This window comes from Ruminococcus flavefaciens (genome assembly GCF_900108555.1).
In the GTDB taxonomy this organism is placed as follows: Bacteria; Bacillota; Clostridia; order Oscillospirales; family Ruminococcaceae; genus Ruminococcus; species Ruminococcus flavefaciens_P.
The window spans coordinates 509,658-525,572 of the sequence record NZ_FNWV01000001.1 but is presented as its reverse complement, the minus strand read 5'-3'; the positions used below and the strand labels follow the sequence as shown (position 1 = coordinate 525,572).

General features: G+C 44.8%; 11 protein-coding genes. 4 read left to right on the top strand and 7 right to left on the bottom strand.

Features of this window, described 5'->3' with window-relative positions; genetic code table 11:
* Positions 1 to 63 precede the first annotated feature (63 nt).
* On the top strand, positions 64 to 2,181 hold the full coding sequence (locus BLW60_RS02240; protein WP_074714263.1) for a glycosyl hydrolase: 2,118 nt from the start codon (positions 64 to 66) through the stop codon (positions 2,179 to 2,181).
* A 42-nt stretch (positions 2,182 to 2,223) separates the two neighbouring features.
* Here BLW60_RS02240 and BLW60_RS02235 read toward each other — a convergent pair whose 3' ends face one another.
* From BLW60_RS02235 to BLW60_RS02220, 4 genes are all read right to left on the bottom strand, one after another.
* Positions 2,224 to 2,625, bottom strand: coding sequence for a VOC family protein (locus tag BLW60_RS02235; RefSeq protein WP_074714262.1), 402 nt, complete (start codon positions 2,623 to 2,625; stop codon positions 2,224 to 2,226).
* Positions 2,626 to 2,665: 40 nt separating this feature from the next.
* Positions 2,666 to 4,042, bottom strand: a complete 1,377-nt coding sequence (radA, locus tag BLW60_RS02230; protein ID WP_074714261.1) for a DNA repair protein RadA — start codon at positions 4,040 to 4,042, stop codon at positions 2,666 to 2,668.
* An 11-nt stretch (positions 4,043 to 4,053) separates the two neighbouring features.
* Positions 4,054 to 5,115 carry a hypothetical protein gene (locus BLW60_RS02225; RefSeq protein WP_074714260.1) on the bottom strand — a complete coding sequence of 354 codons (1,062 nt, stop codon included), beginning with the start codon at positions 5,113 to 5,115 and terminating at the stop codon, positions 4,054 to 4,056.
* 117 nt (positions 5,116 to 5,232) lie between these two features.
* Positions 5,233 to 5,595 (bottom strand): hypothetical protein, encoded by a 363-nt coding sequence (locus BLW60_RS02220; protein WP_074714259.1) that lies wholly within the window; start codon positions 5,593 to 5,595, stop codon positions 5,233 to 5,235.
* A gap of 216 nt (positions 5,596 to 5,811) precedes the next feature.
* Here BLW60_RS02220 and BLW60_RS02215 point away from each other — a divergent pair, with 216 nt between their 5' ends.
* Positions 5,812 to 9,180, top strand: coding sequence for a glycoside hydrolase family 97 N-terminal domain-containing protein (locus tag BLW60_RS02215; protein ID WP_074714258.1), 3,369 nt, complete (start codon positions 5,812 to 5,814; stop codon positions 9,178 to 9,180).
* Positions 9,181 to 9,422: 242 nt separating this feature from the next.
* A complete protein-coding gene (locus tag BLW60_RS02210) occupies positions 9,423 to 11,318 on the top strand; it encodes a substrate-binding and GGDEF domain-containing protein (RefSeq protein WP_074714257.1) in 1,896 nt (631 codons plus the stop codon).
* Between the two features lie 320 nt (positions 11,319 to 11,638).
* On the opposite strand, the gene cls is transcribed toward BLW60_RS02210, so the two are convergent.
* On the bottom strand, positions 11,639 to 13,171 hold the full coding sequence (gene cls / locus BLW60_RS02205) for a cardiolipin synthase (RefSeq protein ID WP_074714256.1): 1,533 nt from the start codon (positions 13,169 to 13,171) through the stop codon (positions 11,639 to 11,641).
* A 103-nt stretch (positions 13,172 to 13,274) separates the two neighbouring features.
* Here cls and BLW60_RS02200 point away from each other — a divergent pair, with 103 nt between their 5' ends.
* On the top strand, positions 13,275 to 13,709 hold the full coding sequence (locus BLW60_RS02200) for an acyl-CoA thioesterase (protein ID WP_081348078.1): 435 nt from the start codon (positions 13,275 to 13,277) through the stop codon (positions 13,707 to 13,709).
* Positions 13,710 to 13,792: 83 nt separating this feature from the next.
* Here BLW60_RS02200 and BLW60_RS02195 read toward each other — a convergent pair whose 3' ends face one another.
* Both BLW60_RS02195 and BLW60_RS02190 read right to left on the bottom strand, forming a co-directional pair.
* Positions 13,793 to 15,217, bottom strand: coding sequence for a family 16 glycosylhydrolase (locus BLW60_RS02195; protein ID WP_074714254.1), 1,425 nt, complete (start codon positions 15,215 to 15,217; stop codon positions 13,793 to 13,795).
* 120 nt (positions 15,218 to 15,337) lie between these two features.
* Positions 15,338 to 15,787, bottom strand: coding sequence for a hypothetical protein (locus tag BLW60_RS02190; protein ID WP_074714253.1), 450 nt, complete (start codon positions 15,785 to 15,787; stop codon positions 15,338 to 15,340).
* Between the last annotated feature and the right edge of the window lie 128 nt (positions 15,788 to 15,915).

Below are 15,915 nucleotides of genomic sequence, written 5' to 3'. Positions count from 1 at the left end.
AAAAGAAAGTATAATAAGATTAAAGAATTATTGGAGTTTTCCAATAAAAGGAGGATATATAACATGAAAAGCAAGTTAAGAAAAGTGATCGCACTTGCTGCTGCGGGAGTCATGGCAGCTGTACAGTGCAGTTCAACAGGTCTTTTCAATGCTATCGCAGCAGGTGAGGCAGCTGCTGCTACAGCTTTCCCTTACACTATCGAGGGCGAAAAGATGAAGGGTGCAGACCTGTGGACATCTATCTATCAGACAGAGATACCGGGATACTCAGGCGAAGGTTTCTATTATCTCACAGCTCAGCCTGCATCATTTGAGGTAACTGTTCCCGAGGACGGAATGTATTCTATCGTTGTCCGCGGAGCACAGATACTCAATGAGGGCGGCAGACAGCAGGCTGTAAAGATCAACGGAGTTAAGTACACGACACAGGCTGCTTATTCGGACAAGTGGATAGACTATGATTTCGGAATGGTGCGTATGAACAAGGGCGTAAATACTATCGAGTTCATAAGCGAGTACGGCTATATGGCTATTGATAAGGTAACGGTGGATAATGCACAGTTCCCAGATCTTTCAAAGGCAAGCGGCACTACTGTGGACGCTAAGGCTACTCCCGAGACAAAGGCTCTTATGAAGTATCTCAAGAGCGTTTACGGTAAGCATATCCTTTCGGGACAGCAGGAGATATACGGCGGCGGTCACGCTGTTGAAACTACTATCCGCTATGACGCAAATGCAAACAAGTGTGTAGATCAGGACGGCGTTGAGTACGTTATCGATCAGGAGAGCTGGGACAAGACCGAGCAGGGCGAGAAGTTTCCGTGGCACTGCACAGGTCCAGACGGACAGGTCTATACCTACAGCACTCAGAACCGCAATTACACATATAACGACTATAACTATGAAGTAAGATACATCAAGGAGCTTACAGGCGAAGAGCCTGCTATACGCGGCTTTGATTTCGGAAGCTACTGCCCCTGCTATGCATGGGACGACGGCGTTGCACAGCGTATGATCGACTGGGCTACAAAGAAAAACGGGATATGCACAGCTTCATGGCACGTAAATGTTCCGACTGTAAAGGCTGACTACACTCTCGGTGAGCCTCTTGACTTCGCAAAGACAACTTATACTCAGAATACTGACTTCGTAACTGCAAACTGCATGGTAAAGGGGACTATGGAGTACGATTACTTCCAGCTCTGCATGAAAAATCTTGCAGCTGAGCTGAAAAAGCTTCAGGACGCAGGTGTACCTGTAATATTCCGTCCTTTCCATGAAGCTGAGGGAAATCCCAGCCATACCGATGATCCTATCGACGGTTCGGGAGCATGGTTCTGGTGGTCCAAGGAAGGCGCAGTTGTATACAACAAGCTCTGGAACTTCTTGCAGGATACTCTCACAAACGAGTACGGGCTCCACAATCTTATCTGGGAGCAGAACCTCTATGCATGGTCTGACAACTCCGCAAAGTGGTACTCAGGCGATGACAAGGTGGATATCGTAGGCTTCGATAAGTACAACTGCCAGTACAACCGCCACGACGGCAAACAGCAGGGAACTCCTAACGAGGACGCTGAGGCAGGTATATTCTATACTCTGAATAAATTCGTTAACGGCAATAAAATGGTATCAATGCCTGAGAACGACTCCTGCCCGAGCCTTAACAATATGCAGGTAGAACACGCTTACTGGCTGTACTTCTGTCCGTGGTATGATTCTGAGCAGGCACACTTCCTCTGTGGTAAGGAGTATCAGGATCCCGATACATTCAAGGAGCTTTACAAGAGCGATTTCTGTATCACGCTTTCAGAGCTGCCAAAGGATCTTTACAAGGGCAGTTCAGAGCCTTCAACAAGCACAACAACGACTACTGCTAAGCCTGTAACAACTACGACTACTGCCACAACTTCTTCAACACCGGCTGTAGCAGCTAAGAAGTACGGCGATGTAAACTGTGACGGCGAGATAGATATGTCTGATGTTGTACTTATCATGCAGTCACTTGCAAATCCTGACAAGTTCGGCATAAAGGGTACTGATAAAAACCATATCACCGAGCAGGGTGAAGCAAACGGCGATGTTGACAAGAGCAGCAAGGGCATTACTTCCAACGATGCACTCCGCATACAGGAGTTTCTCCTCGGCAAGGTAAAAGACCTTACACCGTCAACCAAGTGATAATAAAAAACCGAAAGCAATGCTTTCGGTTTTTTTATATATTTATCGCTCAAATGGCTTATTGAATGAACCGATCTCGATCAAATTGCCTTCGGGATCGGCAATGTAGCAGGTACGCTGTCCCCACGGCTCTGTAGTGGGTTCTAATACTGATACTGCGCCTTTTTCAACAGCCTTTTTGTATTCGATGTCCACTTCTTCAAACGTGTCCACATACAAAGCTATTTCGGAATGACCGTTCATGCCTTTGATGTATTCGTACTTTCGGCTGGTCATCTTTTCAAAATCATTTCTGCCGTAGAGCAGGAACAGAGTTCCGTCCTTAATGAGATATACGTTGGAGGTATCTTCGGCTTCTTTTATCTCAAAGCCAAGTACATCGCGGTAAAAACGTATCATTTTTCCCATATCTTCAACGAATAATCCGAAGCCGTCAAGTCTCATAAGATCCTCCTAAATAGTATCAGTTGGTGGTTGGAATACATTATTTTATAACGGCAAAAGCCTGTTTCAGTGTACTTGCAGGGATAATATTTATATTATAGTCCTTTGGGTCTATAGCCGACATGGACTGCTTCGGCACTACACAGGTGGTAAAGCCCATGCGTTCAGCCTCGCGTATACGCTGTACTATATGTGATACCGAGCGTATCTCTCCGCCAAGACCTATCTCACCGAAAGCTATGAGCTGCTCGTCTATCTGCTTATCCATTATGCCTGAGTACAGAGCCATTGCTACGGGCAGGTCGCCTGCGGGCTCGTCAAGCTTGAAGCCGCCGACGATATTGAGGTAAACGTCCAGTCCGCCCATGAATATGCCGAGACGTTTTTCAAGTACGGCGATTATTATATTTAGCCTGTTGAAGTCAAATCCCGTGACCATACGGCGCGGAGCAGAATAGCTGGTCTTTGCGGCAAGTGCCTGCACCTCCGCAAGTATAGGGCGGCTGCCCTCCATGACACAGGCTACGCAGGTTCCCGATACGTTATGGGGACGACCTTCAAGGAGCATCTGCGACGGATTTGATACCTCACGCAGTCCCTTGTCAAGCATCTCGAATACACCTATCTCGTTAGTAGAGCCGAAACGGTTCTTAACAGCGCGGAGTATACGGTAGCTCTGATGCCTTTCGCCCTCGAAATAAAGCACAGCGTCAACGATATGCTCCATTACCTTTGGACCTGCAATAGCACCGTCCTTGTTTACGTGACCAACGATGATTATCGGTATCTCCTGATTTTTGGCGGTATGCATGAACAGGTTGGTACATTCTCTTACCTGTGTGAGACTTCCGGGACTTGATGTGATATGGCTTATGCTCATAGTCTGTATGGAGTCTATTATAGCGATATCGGGAGCACTTGAAGCGATAGTCTGAGATATTGCCTCAGCGTCTGTTGCTGTGAGTATGTAAAGGTTTTCCGTATCGACTCCGAGCCTCTTTGCGCGGAGCTTTATCTGCCTTGCTGACTCTTCTCCCGAAACGTAGAGTACGGAATGTTCCTCACCGAGAAACTGGCATATCTGGAGGAGTATGGTACTCTTACCGATACCCGGTTCTCCTCCGAGAAGAACAAGAGAGCCTTTTACAAGACCTCCGCCGAGGACTCTGTTAAGCTCTCCGATACCTGTATCATAGCGGACATCGCTGTCTGCACCGATATCCTCAAGTTCGAGGATATTGTCGGAAAGGTCGGGAGCAGCTCCGTTTGATGCCGATGAACGCATACCAACAGGAGCAGTATCGGCGATGTCCTCCTCGAAGCTGTTCCAAGCTCCGCAGGAGGGACATTTTCCGTTCCATTTTGTGCTTTCGTAGCCGCACTGATTACAGGTGTATATATATTTTGATTTAGCCATTTTTTACCTCATTAAGCAAAGGCTTTGTCGATATTTTCAGCTGTAAGCGGATATTTTCTTCCGCAGAGCATAGTACTGTCAGAAGGCTTGAAGTTTGAAACATCAGAGCCTGCAAGAGACCAGCACTGTACCTTTCCGTCAAAATCAGTAGCATAGAATATCTTTGAAGTTACATCAAAGTGTATGCCGCCGTCGGTATCGCAGGTGGTATCAAGTTCCTTGATGCCGTCCTCTTCAAGGTAGAATACACATACCTTTGAGTCATCGAGGATACCTGTGGATACGACTACCTCAGGGACTCCGTTTACGTCGAGGTCAACTATCTCAAATGCAGCATCATTGAGTTCGGACTCGGCAAGTATCGACGACAGCTTTTCCTTGTATACTGACTTCTGGTCGTCCTTCATAACAGTGTTCCAGCACTCGGTATTATTCAGAGCGTAGTCAACAGCATTGTCGCCCATAGTGTATTTTCTGCCCACCTCTGCTGTGACGAAATCGCGGTAAAGGTGGAGGTATTCCTCATACTTTGCAAGAGTTACCTCATTGCTGTTTATTTCATAGCGAATGGTAGTGCCCGAAGAAGCACTTCCCGAATTGTTGTAGAAATCGAACTCTTTGTTGAAGCTTCCTTCCTTGAAGGTGAGATATTCACCTGTAGAGAAGCTTTCTCCGTCATAGGAGAAGCCAATAGCAGTCTGCGACGGTATGTACTGGAAAGTACCGTAAGCTCCCGTAGTGGCAATAAGGTCGGCAGTGCTGCCGATGAGCATATATACATCGCACTGTGAAGCAGCTTCCGAAGAAGGTGATATCACAAGCTCGGGGATATCATCGCCTGTAAGGTCACAAAGATCAAACATTGAGTCGTCCGAATAGTTTTCAGAGCTTTTGAAGCTGCTGATGATCGTTTTAAAAGGCTGCTGCCAGTCAAAGGTCACATCGGACGGAGCAGAATTCACTTCAAGCAGACTCGGCGGCGGTTCAACTGCCTTTTTTGTTTCATTACAGCCTGTAAAAGCTGAAAGTGCAGCTGCCATTATGAGTAAAGTAGTGTTTTTCTTTATATTCACTGTTGTTGCCTCCTGATTTTATATACAATTATTGTACCACTTTTGACGAACTCTGTCAATAAATATTATTACAGGCTGAAAGAGCATTTTTTTATGAAAAACAACGGTTTTTCGATGTTAAATACGGTCATATCTCAACTCCCAGAAGTACTTGCGTTTACATTCGGGGAAATCATCGAGCACACCATGTTCGGGATCGTAGAAAGTACCTTCGCAGTACAGCGACCAGTGCCAGCAGCGCGGAGTTTCAAGGCTCAGCAGACAAAGTGGCGGCAGTTGGGAATTATCCTCAGCCTGTTTACGTTCATCGGATATGTAAACACCATGGTCGCGGAAGGTGCGCTTCATCTCTTTCAGGTCTGTTTCACGGTCATTATCAAGGTATTCACATATGTATTCGGGAGTTTTTTTCAGTACCATAGCAAGTACAGCCTGACCGCACTGGAGGTCTGTAGGTTCATGTATGTAAGAAATATCCATTTTATCACCTCTCTGATATTTTACCATATCTGTAAAATGGTGTAAAGACTGTATTTTTGGCAAAATATCCACCTTATCTGTGTTATCGGGGTTGAAATAGGGAAAAAATAGAGGTATAATATATAAAATGGACAAAATATAGAATGGGATAATAATAAAATTATACACTTTATACTGTAAAGTGGTAATTTAATAATATAGAAAGAGGGTATTAAAATGAGGAAAAACTTGATCCGAAAAACTATCAGTACAGCTGCGGCATTATGTGTACTGATACAGCCGTCGGTACAGATAATACCGCGGACCACCGCAGCAAACACAGCATTAAACTATTCAAATGCAGTCGCAGCCAATAAGGGCTCTGCCGCAGGCGATGCCGTTATCAAGGGCGGCAGTGCAGCGGTAGTGTATGACAGTACCCTGAAGTCAGATGTGCTGGACCTGCACGGCGACTCCTTCGGCAGCGGCTGGCTGCAGCTCCCTGCAATGTTCGGCAAGGGGTGTGAGAACGGTTTCAGCTTCTCATTGAAGTATAAGCTGGACAGTTATGCTGAGAACTACACAAGGCTTTATCAGTTCTCACCCGTACCCTTCGGAGCAGGTGCAGCACCCAGCTATTCTTCTCCCGATATATCAATTGACCTAAAAGACAAGAAAGCTTTCAGAACAAGTATATTCGTGGGAAAGGGAACGACTACCGAGAACGACGACAAGCACAGAGCTATATTCGATGTTCAGTCTGCTCCCGACAGTGGAAAATGGCATGAGCTTACGGCTGTATATTCAAAGAATAAGGCTGAATTCTACATTGACGGCAAATTACAAAGCATAAGTGATGCGGATACTCTTACTGATACCATGAGCAGCCTTTTCAGTGAGGGAGTCCTGCCGTCTTATATCTATAATTCTATCGGACATTCGGTGTATTCCGATAACGATATAAAAGCCTGCGTGGACGATGTGGCACTTTACGGCTACGCACTTACTGCACAGCAGGCAGCATCACTTCCAAATGATCCGCTGTATCTTTACACATTTGAGGAGGATACCATAACCGAGGGCGAGGCTGTTCCCGAGCAGGAAAATGCTACAGCCCGTGACGGCACAGTCCTTACAAGCATTCCCGAGTACGAAACTGTTTCTCCCGACGGTACTCTGGTAACAAAATTCTGGAAAGACAGCAGAGGCAGCTATTACTACTCTGTAAGAAAGCAGAGCAACGGTACATGGGGCACAGTCATCGAGCCCTCAAAGCTGGGACTTGTTACTACTACCGAGGATCTGTCATCGGGCTTTTCGCAGACAGCTCCTGCAGCTGCGATCGTGGAGCATGACGAGACCTACTCCATGCCTTACGGCAAACATTCTAAAATACGAGACAACTACAAGGAAATATCATTTCCGCTGAAAAAGGGCAGCTCCACTCTTACAGTCTATTTCCGTGTTTATGATGACGGCATGGGCTTCAGATATGCCCTTGACCACGGTGCTTCCATAAAGGAGGAGACCAGTCAGGTCATCTTCCCGAGCAAGAGCAAGTTCTGGGGCAACTGGCCAAACGCCACCTATGAGTGGGACATGGTCGAGCTCCCAAGAGACAGGGCAAACGAGACGAATGCTACCTATTCCTGCCCGTATACAGGCGTTATCAACGATAAGTACTGGGTAACTGTCACAGAGGCAAGCGTTTTCAATGAGGACGATCCTTACTGTGCAGGCTCTTTGCAGTTCATCGGCGATTATCACAGCCTGCGATTCAAGGGCGGCGTAAAGGTCAGCGGCATAACAATGGGCAGTGCTTTTCATACTCCGTGGAGAGCGGTAGTTATCGGCGACAGCCTTGACCAGATGTCCTCCAGCGACCTTGTACTCAACCTTAATCCTCCCTCGGTAATAGAGGATACAAGCTGGATAAAACCGGGTAAAACAGCATGGTCATGGTGGAGCAGCGGCGGCGATTCACCTGTGGAATATCATACTCAGAAGGACTATATCGACTTTGCGGCTGATAACGGCTGGGACTTCGTATGTCTCGACTTTGGCTGGGCTCTCTGGGACGACAGTGAAGCTAAGGTCAAGGAGCTTTGCGAGTACGGCGCAGAGAAAGGCATAGGCATCTATCTCTGGTACGGCGTTAACAACAAGGGACATTCAGGCTATAAGGACAGCAAGGGAAATCCTGCATATCCATATTATTCGCTCCTTGATGAAGCAACTATAGTACGTGAGTTCAAGCGCATAAGAGGTCTTGGAGTAAGCGGAGTCAAGGTAGACTACTACGAGAGCGACACTCAGGAGACCATGAAGCAGATGAACCTCTGCGCAAAGATAGCTGCTGAAAATCATCTCATGGTGCTCTTCCACGGCTGTACCATTCCACGCGGCGAAAGCAGAACATATCCTAATATAGTCTCATATGAGGCTGTAAACGGAACAGAGTATTATAAGTGGTTTGACGCTCCTGCACTGGCTAACCGCGTGTCATATACATTCACAAGAAATGTAGTAGGCTCGGCAGACTTCACACCTACAGGTATACCGATATACGGCATAAAGGCTACAGCAGGCTTTGCACTTGCCGACGTTGTAACTATCGAGTCCGGCATACAGCACTTCGCACATTCTGTATACACCTATCAGGGCAACAAGGCTCTGCCGTTTCTCAATGATGTTCCCGTTGCATGGGACGATATGAAAGTACTTGACGGCTATCCAATGCAGTTCAATGTTACAGCAAGAAGAAGCGGCAGCGACTGGTACGTAGGAGCTTCCACGCTGTCGGCAAGAAAGGTCACAGTAAAGCTTTCCAAGCTCATTGACGATGACGGAACATATACCGCTTATCTCTTCGGCGATAACAAGGACGGCAGTGAGATAGAGGTCAGGATAATCGAGGACCTTACTAAAGACAGCGTTATCGAGCAGCAGCTTCTGGCAAACGGCGGTTTTGCAATGAAGATAACCAAGAGCGGCATGAAGCTTACGACTCCGTACAGCAATTTCAAATTCTACGAAGCTGAGAAGGCTAATATATCAGGCAATGCGAGAATCACCTCTGGCAAGGACGGCAAGTACAGCTCCGGCAGCGCATACGTAGGCTACATCGGCGGCGGAGCTAACAATGCAGTCACATTCGAGAACGTAAATGTTGACAAGGCAGGGGAGTACACTCTCCGTATCTACTATGTATCGGGCGAGAGAAGAAGCCTCAGCGTAGATGTAAACGGCACAAACGCAGGCAGACTGGACGGACTTTATGCAAACAAGAACGACTGGTCGGGTATTGCGGCTGTTGATACCAAGGTCACTCTGAAAGCAGGCAATAACACTGTCAAGCTTTACAACGCCAGCGGCAATGGTCCGTCTATCGACCGTATAGCTGTAGCTATACCTGTTGAGGATATTGAAGGTGACGTAAATCTTGACGGCGAATTCAGTGTGGCTGACCTTGTTCTCATGCAGAAATATCTGCTTGGAGCAGCTTCATTCAACAAGCAGCAGTTTGCTGCGGCTGATCTGAATAGGGACGAGATAATAGATATCTATGACCTTATAAAATTCCGCAGACAGCTCATTTCAAAGTGAGATAAAAGCTTTATAAACAATATTATCGCGGAAAGCTTTCTTATGAGAGTTTTCCGCGATATTTTTCTCAATGATAAAAATAAATACTCCTTTATCGGAGCGGCAGCAGGTGATCACAGCATTTTTTATAAAATATGAATATTTTTTGCCTGAGATATTGATATTTTCCGATATTTATGTTATAATATAGTATTACAGATCTCGGTTTAATATTCAACTTATTTACAAAAAGGGGTGCAATAATGGATAGACCAATTGAAATAGCTGTTATTGTTGCGGGAATCGATGAAGAGTATCAGAACGCTGTTTTAGAAGGTATAAAAAAATGTGCCAAAAGGTACAGAGCTAATATTTCCTGTTTTTGTTCATTCAGCGGAGTCCTCTCCAGCAGAAAATTTGATATAGGCGAATACAACATTTTCAATCTTATCAATTATAAGAAGTTTGACGGAATGATACTTCTTACCAATACTATCAGTGATCCTCTCGAAAAGGAAAAGATCACTTCAAAAGTAAAAGACTCGGGTATCCCCGTAACTGTCCTCGACTGTGACGACTATCCCGAATTCTATAACATAAGCATAGACAATTACAAAGCTATGCGTTCACTTGTGGATCATATCCTCGATGAGCATAAGGTAACGCTGGTAAATTACATATCAGGTCCTATTGCAAATCCCGAGGCTTCTGCAAGGCTTAACGCTTTCTATGACTCTATGGACGCTCATTCTATCCCTGTGGATAATGACCGTGTTTATCTCGGAGAATTCAGAGCTGCTGACGGCAAAAAGGGCGTAGATCAGTTCATAAGCTCGGGAATGCCGCGTCCGCAGGCTATAATATGTGCCAATGACGCAATGGCACTTGCCGCTATTGAAGAACTGGGCAATTTCGGTTATAATGTTCCGAATGATATCATCGTAACAGGTTTTGACAACACCTATAACGCTCAGCATCATGTACCTGCGCTGACAACAGTATCACGTCCTCTCGAAGAGGCAGGATATAAAGCCTGCGAGATACTTGTCAAGGTAGCAAAAGGCGAAGAACACGATGACGATACTGTCTTTGAGGCTGTTCCTGTATTCAATGAGAGCTGCGGCTGTAAAAGTAAAAAGCTCAATGATCTTGATGAATTCAGGACATCTGCATATAAGCTGCTCAATAAATGCAGGGGAGATATATCTCTCCTTAACCGCATGACGACAGAGCTTGCCGAAAAGGACGATCTTGACAGCAATCTGCGTACTGTTGCCTGCTTTATACGTGATATAAAATGCGACAGATTTTGTATATGTTTATGCACGAACTGGGACGAGGTCGCATCTGAAAGTAATGGTTCAAAGGGGTATACCACGAAGATGAGTGCTCCGCTGGTACTGGAAGACGGAACGAACCTGCCTGTAAAGGAGTTCCCGACTGCGGATATGCACCCTGTTCCGCTGAAAAACGGCGGAAATATAAGTTACTTTATGCCGCTCCACTTCCGTGAGAACTGTCTGGGATACTACATATTTGTAAACAGCAGCTTCCCCACGAAGAGCCTGCTTTGCCATACGCTCATGCTTAATATAAGCAACTCTATCGAAAATATCCGCAAGCTTTTGCATATGAACAGCATGATAAAGGAGCTTGACCGCCTTTATGTTATTGATCCGCTCTGCAACATCTATAACAGAAACGGATTTATCAGAGCAGCTGATGAGATGCTGAAAAAGAGTCAGGGCACTAATAGTAAATTCCTTATCTCTTTCATAGATATGGACGGTCTGAAGCCCGTAAATGACAATTACGGTCATAAAGAGGGAGATTTCGCTCTCCAGCAGCTTGCAAACGTTATAAAGGAGTGTTGCCGCGGCGGCAGGATATGCGCACGTTTCGGCGGTGATGAGTTCATTATTTTCGGCGACAACGCCTGTGATGAGGATATTGACGCACTTGAAAGCGTTTTCAATGTTCAGCTTAAAAACATGAATAGACTGATCCATAAGCCTTACGAGCTTGATGCAAGTATAGGCACTATAGTTACCGAGGTCAATGACGAAACTTCACTTTTCAACCTGATAACACAGGCTGATGAAATAATGTACGAGAGGAAAAAGCGTAAGAGAACTTCACGCTACCTCAGACACGACTGATATGATGACAAAACTCCCCGATATAACTGCGGCAATCGTATAGAAACTTTATACGGGAATATCGGGGGAAACCTTTCTGAGGAAAGGTTATCCCCCGAACCCCCTTCCAAAGACTTTTATCTGGTTTTTCCCTCTATAGGGCGCGTACATAATAAAAAAAGACCTGTAAATTACAGATCGCGCCCTATAGAGGGAAAAACAAAAACGAAAGTTTTAGGGAAGGAGTTTGAGGAAGAACCCTTTTTCAAAAGGGTTCTTCCTCAATATCTCATGTAAAGCTTATATACAAATACCGCGGTCATATATCGGGGCGTACGTTATCAAAGCAGCGGAGCGAACATATTTAGTATAGCTCCTGCGATTTTTTTGAACACTGAACGGCTGTTGCAGTCCTCCATAGTTATAAGCTGTGAAAGCTCGGCAGTTTCATTGAAATCCCGTACCATTTCCTTTATTACGGAACACTCATACAATACGCTTCCACATTCAAAGTGCAGGTAGAAGCTTCTGTAGTCGAAATTGATAGTACCTATAAGTGCAGTCTTGCCGTCTGCAACGCAGGTCTTGGCATGGATAAACCCGGGAGTGTATTCATATATCTTTACTCCGAGTGCAGTAAGCTGTGCGTAGTTGTTCCATGCTATCATGTGGACATACCATTTGTCGGGGATATGCGGAGTGATTATCCTTACATCTACGCCTTTCTTAGCGGCAAATCCGAGAGCATTTGTCATCTCCTCATCGAGGATAAGATAGGGCGTTGTAATGCAGACGTACTCACGGGCATTATTAATAAGCTCAAGATATACGCGCTTTCCCACAGGTTCTTCATCAAGTGGTGAATCGGAAAACGGCTGCACAAAACCGTCATCTTTCAGCATGGAAAGATACGGGGGAATTTGCGGACTGAATTTCTGCAATTCGCTGTTTTCAGCCTTTTCCCAGAGCTGTAGGAACATGACTGTATAATTCCACACTGCCTGTCCGCGTATCATGATGCCTGTGTCTTTCCAGTGTCCGAAACGCTCCTTGCGGTTGATGTATTCATCGGCGATATTCGTACCGCCGTTAAAGGCTGTATGACCGTCGATAATAACGATCTTTCTGTGGTCTCGGTTGTTCTGCACCGATGATATCATAGGGCGGAAAGGATTGAACACCTTACACTTTATGCCTTGATCTGCAAGGTTGCGGAATGGCTTGACAGAGTTGAGCATACCTGTGCCGATGCCGTCATACATAAGCCTTACGTCCAATCCCTCAGCAGCTTTCTTAATGAGAAGTTCCGATAAGGTGTCAAACATATATCCCTCGGTGATTATAAAAAATTCAAGGAATATGAAGTGTTTTGCGGACTCTATTTCCTCAACGAGTCTTTCAAACTGTACCTCGCCAAGAGGAAAATACTCCGCATTAAGATTTCTGTAAACGGGGTACATACCATAGTCCGAAACATATCTTGCAAGATTGAGTGCATCGGGGCACATGGCAGACAGCTCGTTCATTATGTCATTATCCTGAACAAGCAGTTCCTTTGTCTGCACTTGATTTCGCATATCAAGGGATTTTGGAAATTGCTGTGAAAGCTTTATGAAGAGATAGGATATACCGCCCATAAGAGGGAAAATACTGATAATTACAATCCATGCGAAACGATAGGCGATAGGTTCGTTCTTGTTGGTGATATATATAGCAAGGATTATGTCAAGGATAATAAGTATGAAGTATACAAAGTAAAAACGTGTTCCGAGACTTGCTACAGCAAGCATCAGAAATGCGATCTGAAATAGCAGAAGTATAACGAATGCAGCGTTTGTACTGAGGATACTGCTGAGAAGTTTTTTTATCTTCATTTTCCACCTCCTGATGATGATATAAAGATTATATCATAAAAGTTCAGAAATAGCAACGAGTAGTTCACACGATGACTTAAATATGATGAAAGGAATGATGTATATGAATAATATCAGACCATATGAAAGAAATGTTTATTACTATGAGACAGATAAAATGGGTGTGGTGCACCATTCAAACTATATAAGGATATTCGAGGAGACAAGAATACACTTCCTCAACGAAGCAGGAATGCCTTTTGAGCAAATAGAAGCTATGGGAGTATATATGCCTGTGCTCTCTGTAGAGTGCAGGTACAAGCGTCCCCTTAGTTTTGATGAGCCATTTGCAGTATACCCTAAAATCGTAAAGTTTAACGGTACAACGCTTCACATTGAATATAAACTTATAAGCAGGAAAACAGGGGAAATCTGTGTCGAGGGCAGTTCTTCGCATTGCTTTACCGATCTCGAACTGAAACCGCTCAGGACAAAGCTCCACTATCCTGATATATATAAGGTATTCAGCGAATATAACGGATATGAGATAACAGAATAAAAAGCAAAAGCTCCCATAAAGGGAGCTTTTTTGGTATAGGAACGAAGATGTTTTTGATCAGATTTAACTGGTCATGATAGAGGTCAAGCTATCTCTTCGATTCTTACATTTGAAATATAAACTGTAGCAGTTGAACCTCTGTGACCGAGATTGTACTCAAGACGTCCCTTTGGATCGTCCTTTTCCTTCATCTCGAATTCATAGGTAAATGTCTGCTTTTCGGGAGTTACAGTAAGCTTTGTATCCTCGAAATATCTTATCCAGCCTGCTTCGGGAGCAGAAACGCAGGTGATGATCTCTCTTTCCTCATCTGCATATGCGTCGAAAGAGAGCTTGTACTTCTTGCCCTTTATCATCGGGATATCAGGCTGTACCAGCTGTACAGAGTAGTCCTCTGTGCCTTCCTTTTCTGAGGTGATAACTATCATGTTATCCTTTATCTCAGCTGCACCCTCACCGCCGTTGAAGAGCAGGAACTTCCAGTTTACATCATCAGTGAGATCCTCTGCCTCTGAGAAATCGCCGTTGTAGATGTAGTTGCCGTCCTCAAGTGGCTCACGGTAGGTCTTTTCGGGCTTTTTAACATTTGTGTCGTATTCGGGCTTCTGATAAACTCTTACGTAGTCTATCTCGAACTCTGCGTTGTCAAAGTTTGTAGTTTCGTCAGGGTTACCCGGCCATGTTCCGCCTACTGCCAGGTTCATCTGAACGAAGAACGGCTGATCGAATGGTGCAGGATAAGGCTTTTCGTCCTCGCCCTGAACTGCTGTGAACCAGTCGTTTACTGTATTGTAAAGATTGCCGTCGATATACCAGCGTATCTCACCCGGCTCCCATTCTACAGAGAATTCATGGAAGCTGTCAGCGTATGTCTGACCTGTAAGGTTCCATGTGCCCTGCTTTTCGCCGTGAGGTTCGCCGTAATGGAGAGTACCGTATGCAGTGCTTACGTTATTTCCGAGTACTTCCATAATATCTATTTCGCCGCACTTAGGCCACTGTCCGTAGTAGCTCTCGTCCTTTGGCATCATCCATATAGCAGGCCATAAGCCCTGTCCTTCAGGGACTTTAGCACTTACGACTACTTTACCGTAAGTGAAATCGGTCTTGTTCTGACCTGTTACCTTACCTGATGTGTAGTAGTCCTTGCCGTCCTTTTCGGACTTGATAGCCTTGATGACCAGCTTGCCGTCACGGATAAATACGTTATCTGTTGAGGTAGTGTATTCCTGTAACTCTTCATTGGTCCAGCCCGGTTCGTGGGGCTCGTAGTTCCACTTGCTTTCGTCAAGTGCATCAGCGTTGAATTCATCGTTCCAGAGCAGGTCGTAGCCATCTATCTCTGGCACTTCGGTCTCATTGGAAGCAGCCTCTGTAGTTGTCTCGGCAGATGCTGTAGTTTCAGGTGCTTTTGCGTTATCAGTGTTTTCGTTTTTATCTCCGCAGCCTGCTGCTGAAACCATCATTGCAAGAGCTGCGATAAAAGATAAAGCTTTGTAATTCTTCATGTTTATTCCTCCTTAAATGTGAGGTTTATTCTCTTATGGCATTATTATAACTTTTTACCCTGAAAATTTATAGCAAAATGGACTGATTTATAGTAAACTTATGATATGATATAAATTGTATCAGCCGTATCCGCAAGTACGGATAAACCATGGCGAGTCATCTGTGCTGCGTTGTAGGATCCAGCTCCAGCCTTTATACATATTGCCATAATTCCATGAAGCGTCCGACCAATACAGTATCGGAAGATCCTTAGCGTAAAAATCCGAAACAATGACCATTGTCTGAAAACCCGTACTGCTTTCTTTATGGCTCTCTCTGCCATCTCCCTGATATCTGAGCTCTCTGAGCTCGCAGTTTTTAAATTTAGGGAAATAATCCTTTATACATTCCACAGCGTCATCGTAGTCATGCTGAGTGTATATTTCTGATGAAATAGGCTGTATCACTGCTTTATCCACTGTACCTGCGGGGAGCGGTTTTCTGTTGACGCTTAACACTAATGCAAAGAAAATAACGATGAAAAGCAATATAAAGCTTGCTGATATAATAATAGCTTTGCGTTTGGTCATATAATTGCTCCTTTCAGTATTTTTTCCATGATAATAATATAGCATACGGATATGACTTTATCATGAATTTTCTATAACAATTCTGATATTATTATTTTATGTAATGAAATAAACCAAGCCCGAAAGCG

Excerpts from the sequence above, each read along its gene's own strand:
- BLW60_RS02240 (WP_074714263.1), top strand. The coding sequence starts at position 64 with ATGAAAAGCAAGTTAAGAAAAGTGATCGCACTTGCTGCTGCGGGAGTC.
- BLW60_RS02235 (WP_074714262.1), bottom strand. The coding sequence starts at position 2,625 with ATGAGACTTGACGGCTTCGGATTATTCGTTGAAGATATGGGAAAAATG.
- radA (WP_074714261.1), bottom strand. The coding sequence starts at position 4,042 with ATGGCTAAATCAAAATATATATACACCTGTAATCAGTGCGGCTACGAA.
- BLW60_RS02220 (WP_074714259.1), bottom strand. The coding sequence starts at position 5,595 with ATGGATATTTCTTACATACATGAACCTACAGACCTCCAGTGCGGTCAG.
- BLW60_RS02215 (WP_074714258.1), top strand. The coding sequence starts at position 5,812 with ATGAGGAAAAACTTGATCCGAAAAACTATCAGTACAGCTGCGGCATTA.
- BLW60_RS02210 (WP_074714257.1), top strand. The coding sequence starts at position 9,423 with ATGGATAGACCAATTGAAATAGCTGTTATTGTTGCGGGAATCGATGAA.
- cls (WP_074714256.1), bottom strand. The coding sequence starts at position 13,171 with ATGAAGATAAAAAAACTTCTCAGCAGTATCCTCAGTACAAACGCTGCA.
- BLW60_RS02200 (WP_081348078.1), top strand. The coding sequence starts at position 13,275 with ATGAATAATATCAGACCATATGAAAGAAATGTTTATTACTATGAGACA.
- BLW60_RS02195 (WP_074714254.1), bottom strand. The coding sequence starts at position 15,217 with ATGAAGAATTACAAAGCTTTATCTTTTATCGCAGCTCTTGCAATGATG.
- BLW60_RS02190 (WP_074714253.1), bottom strand. The coding sequence starts at position 15,787 with ATGACCAAACGCAAAGCTATTATTATATCAGCAAGCTTTATATTGCTT.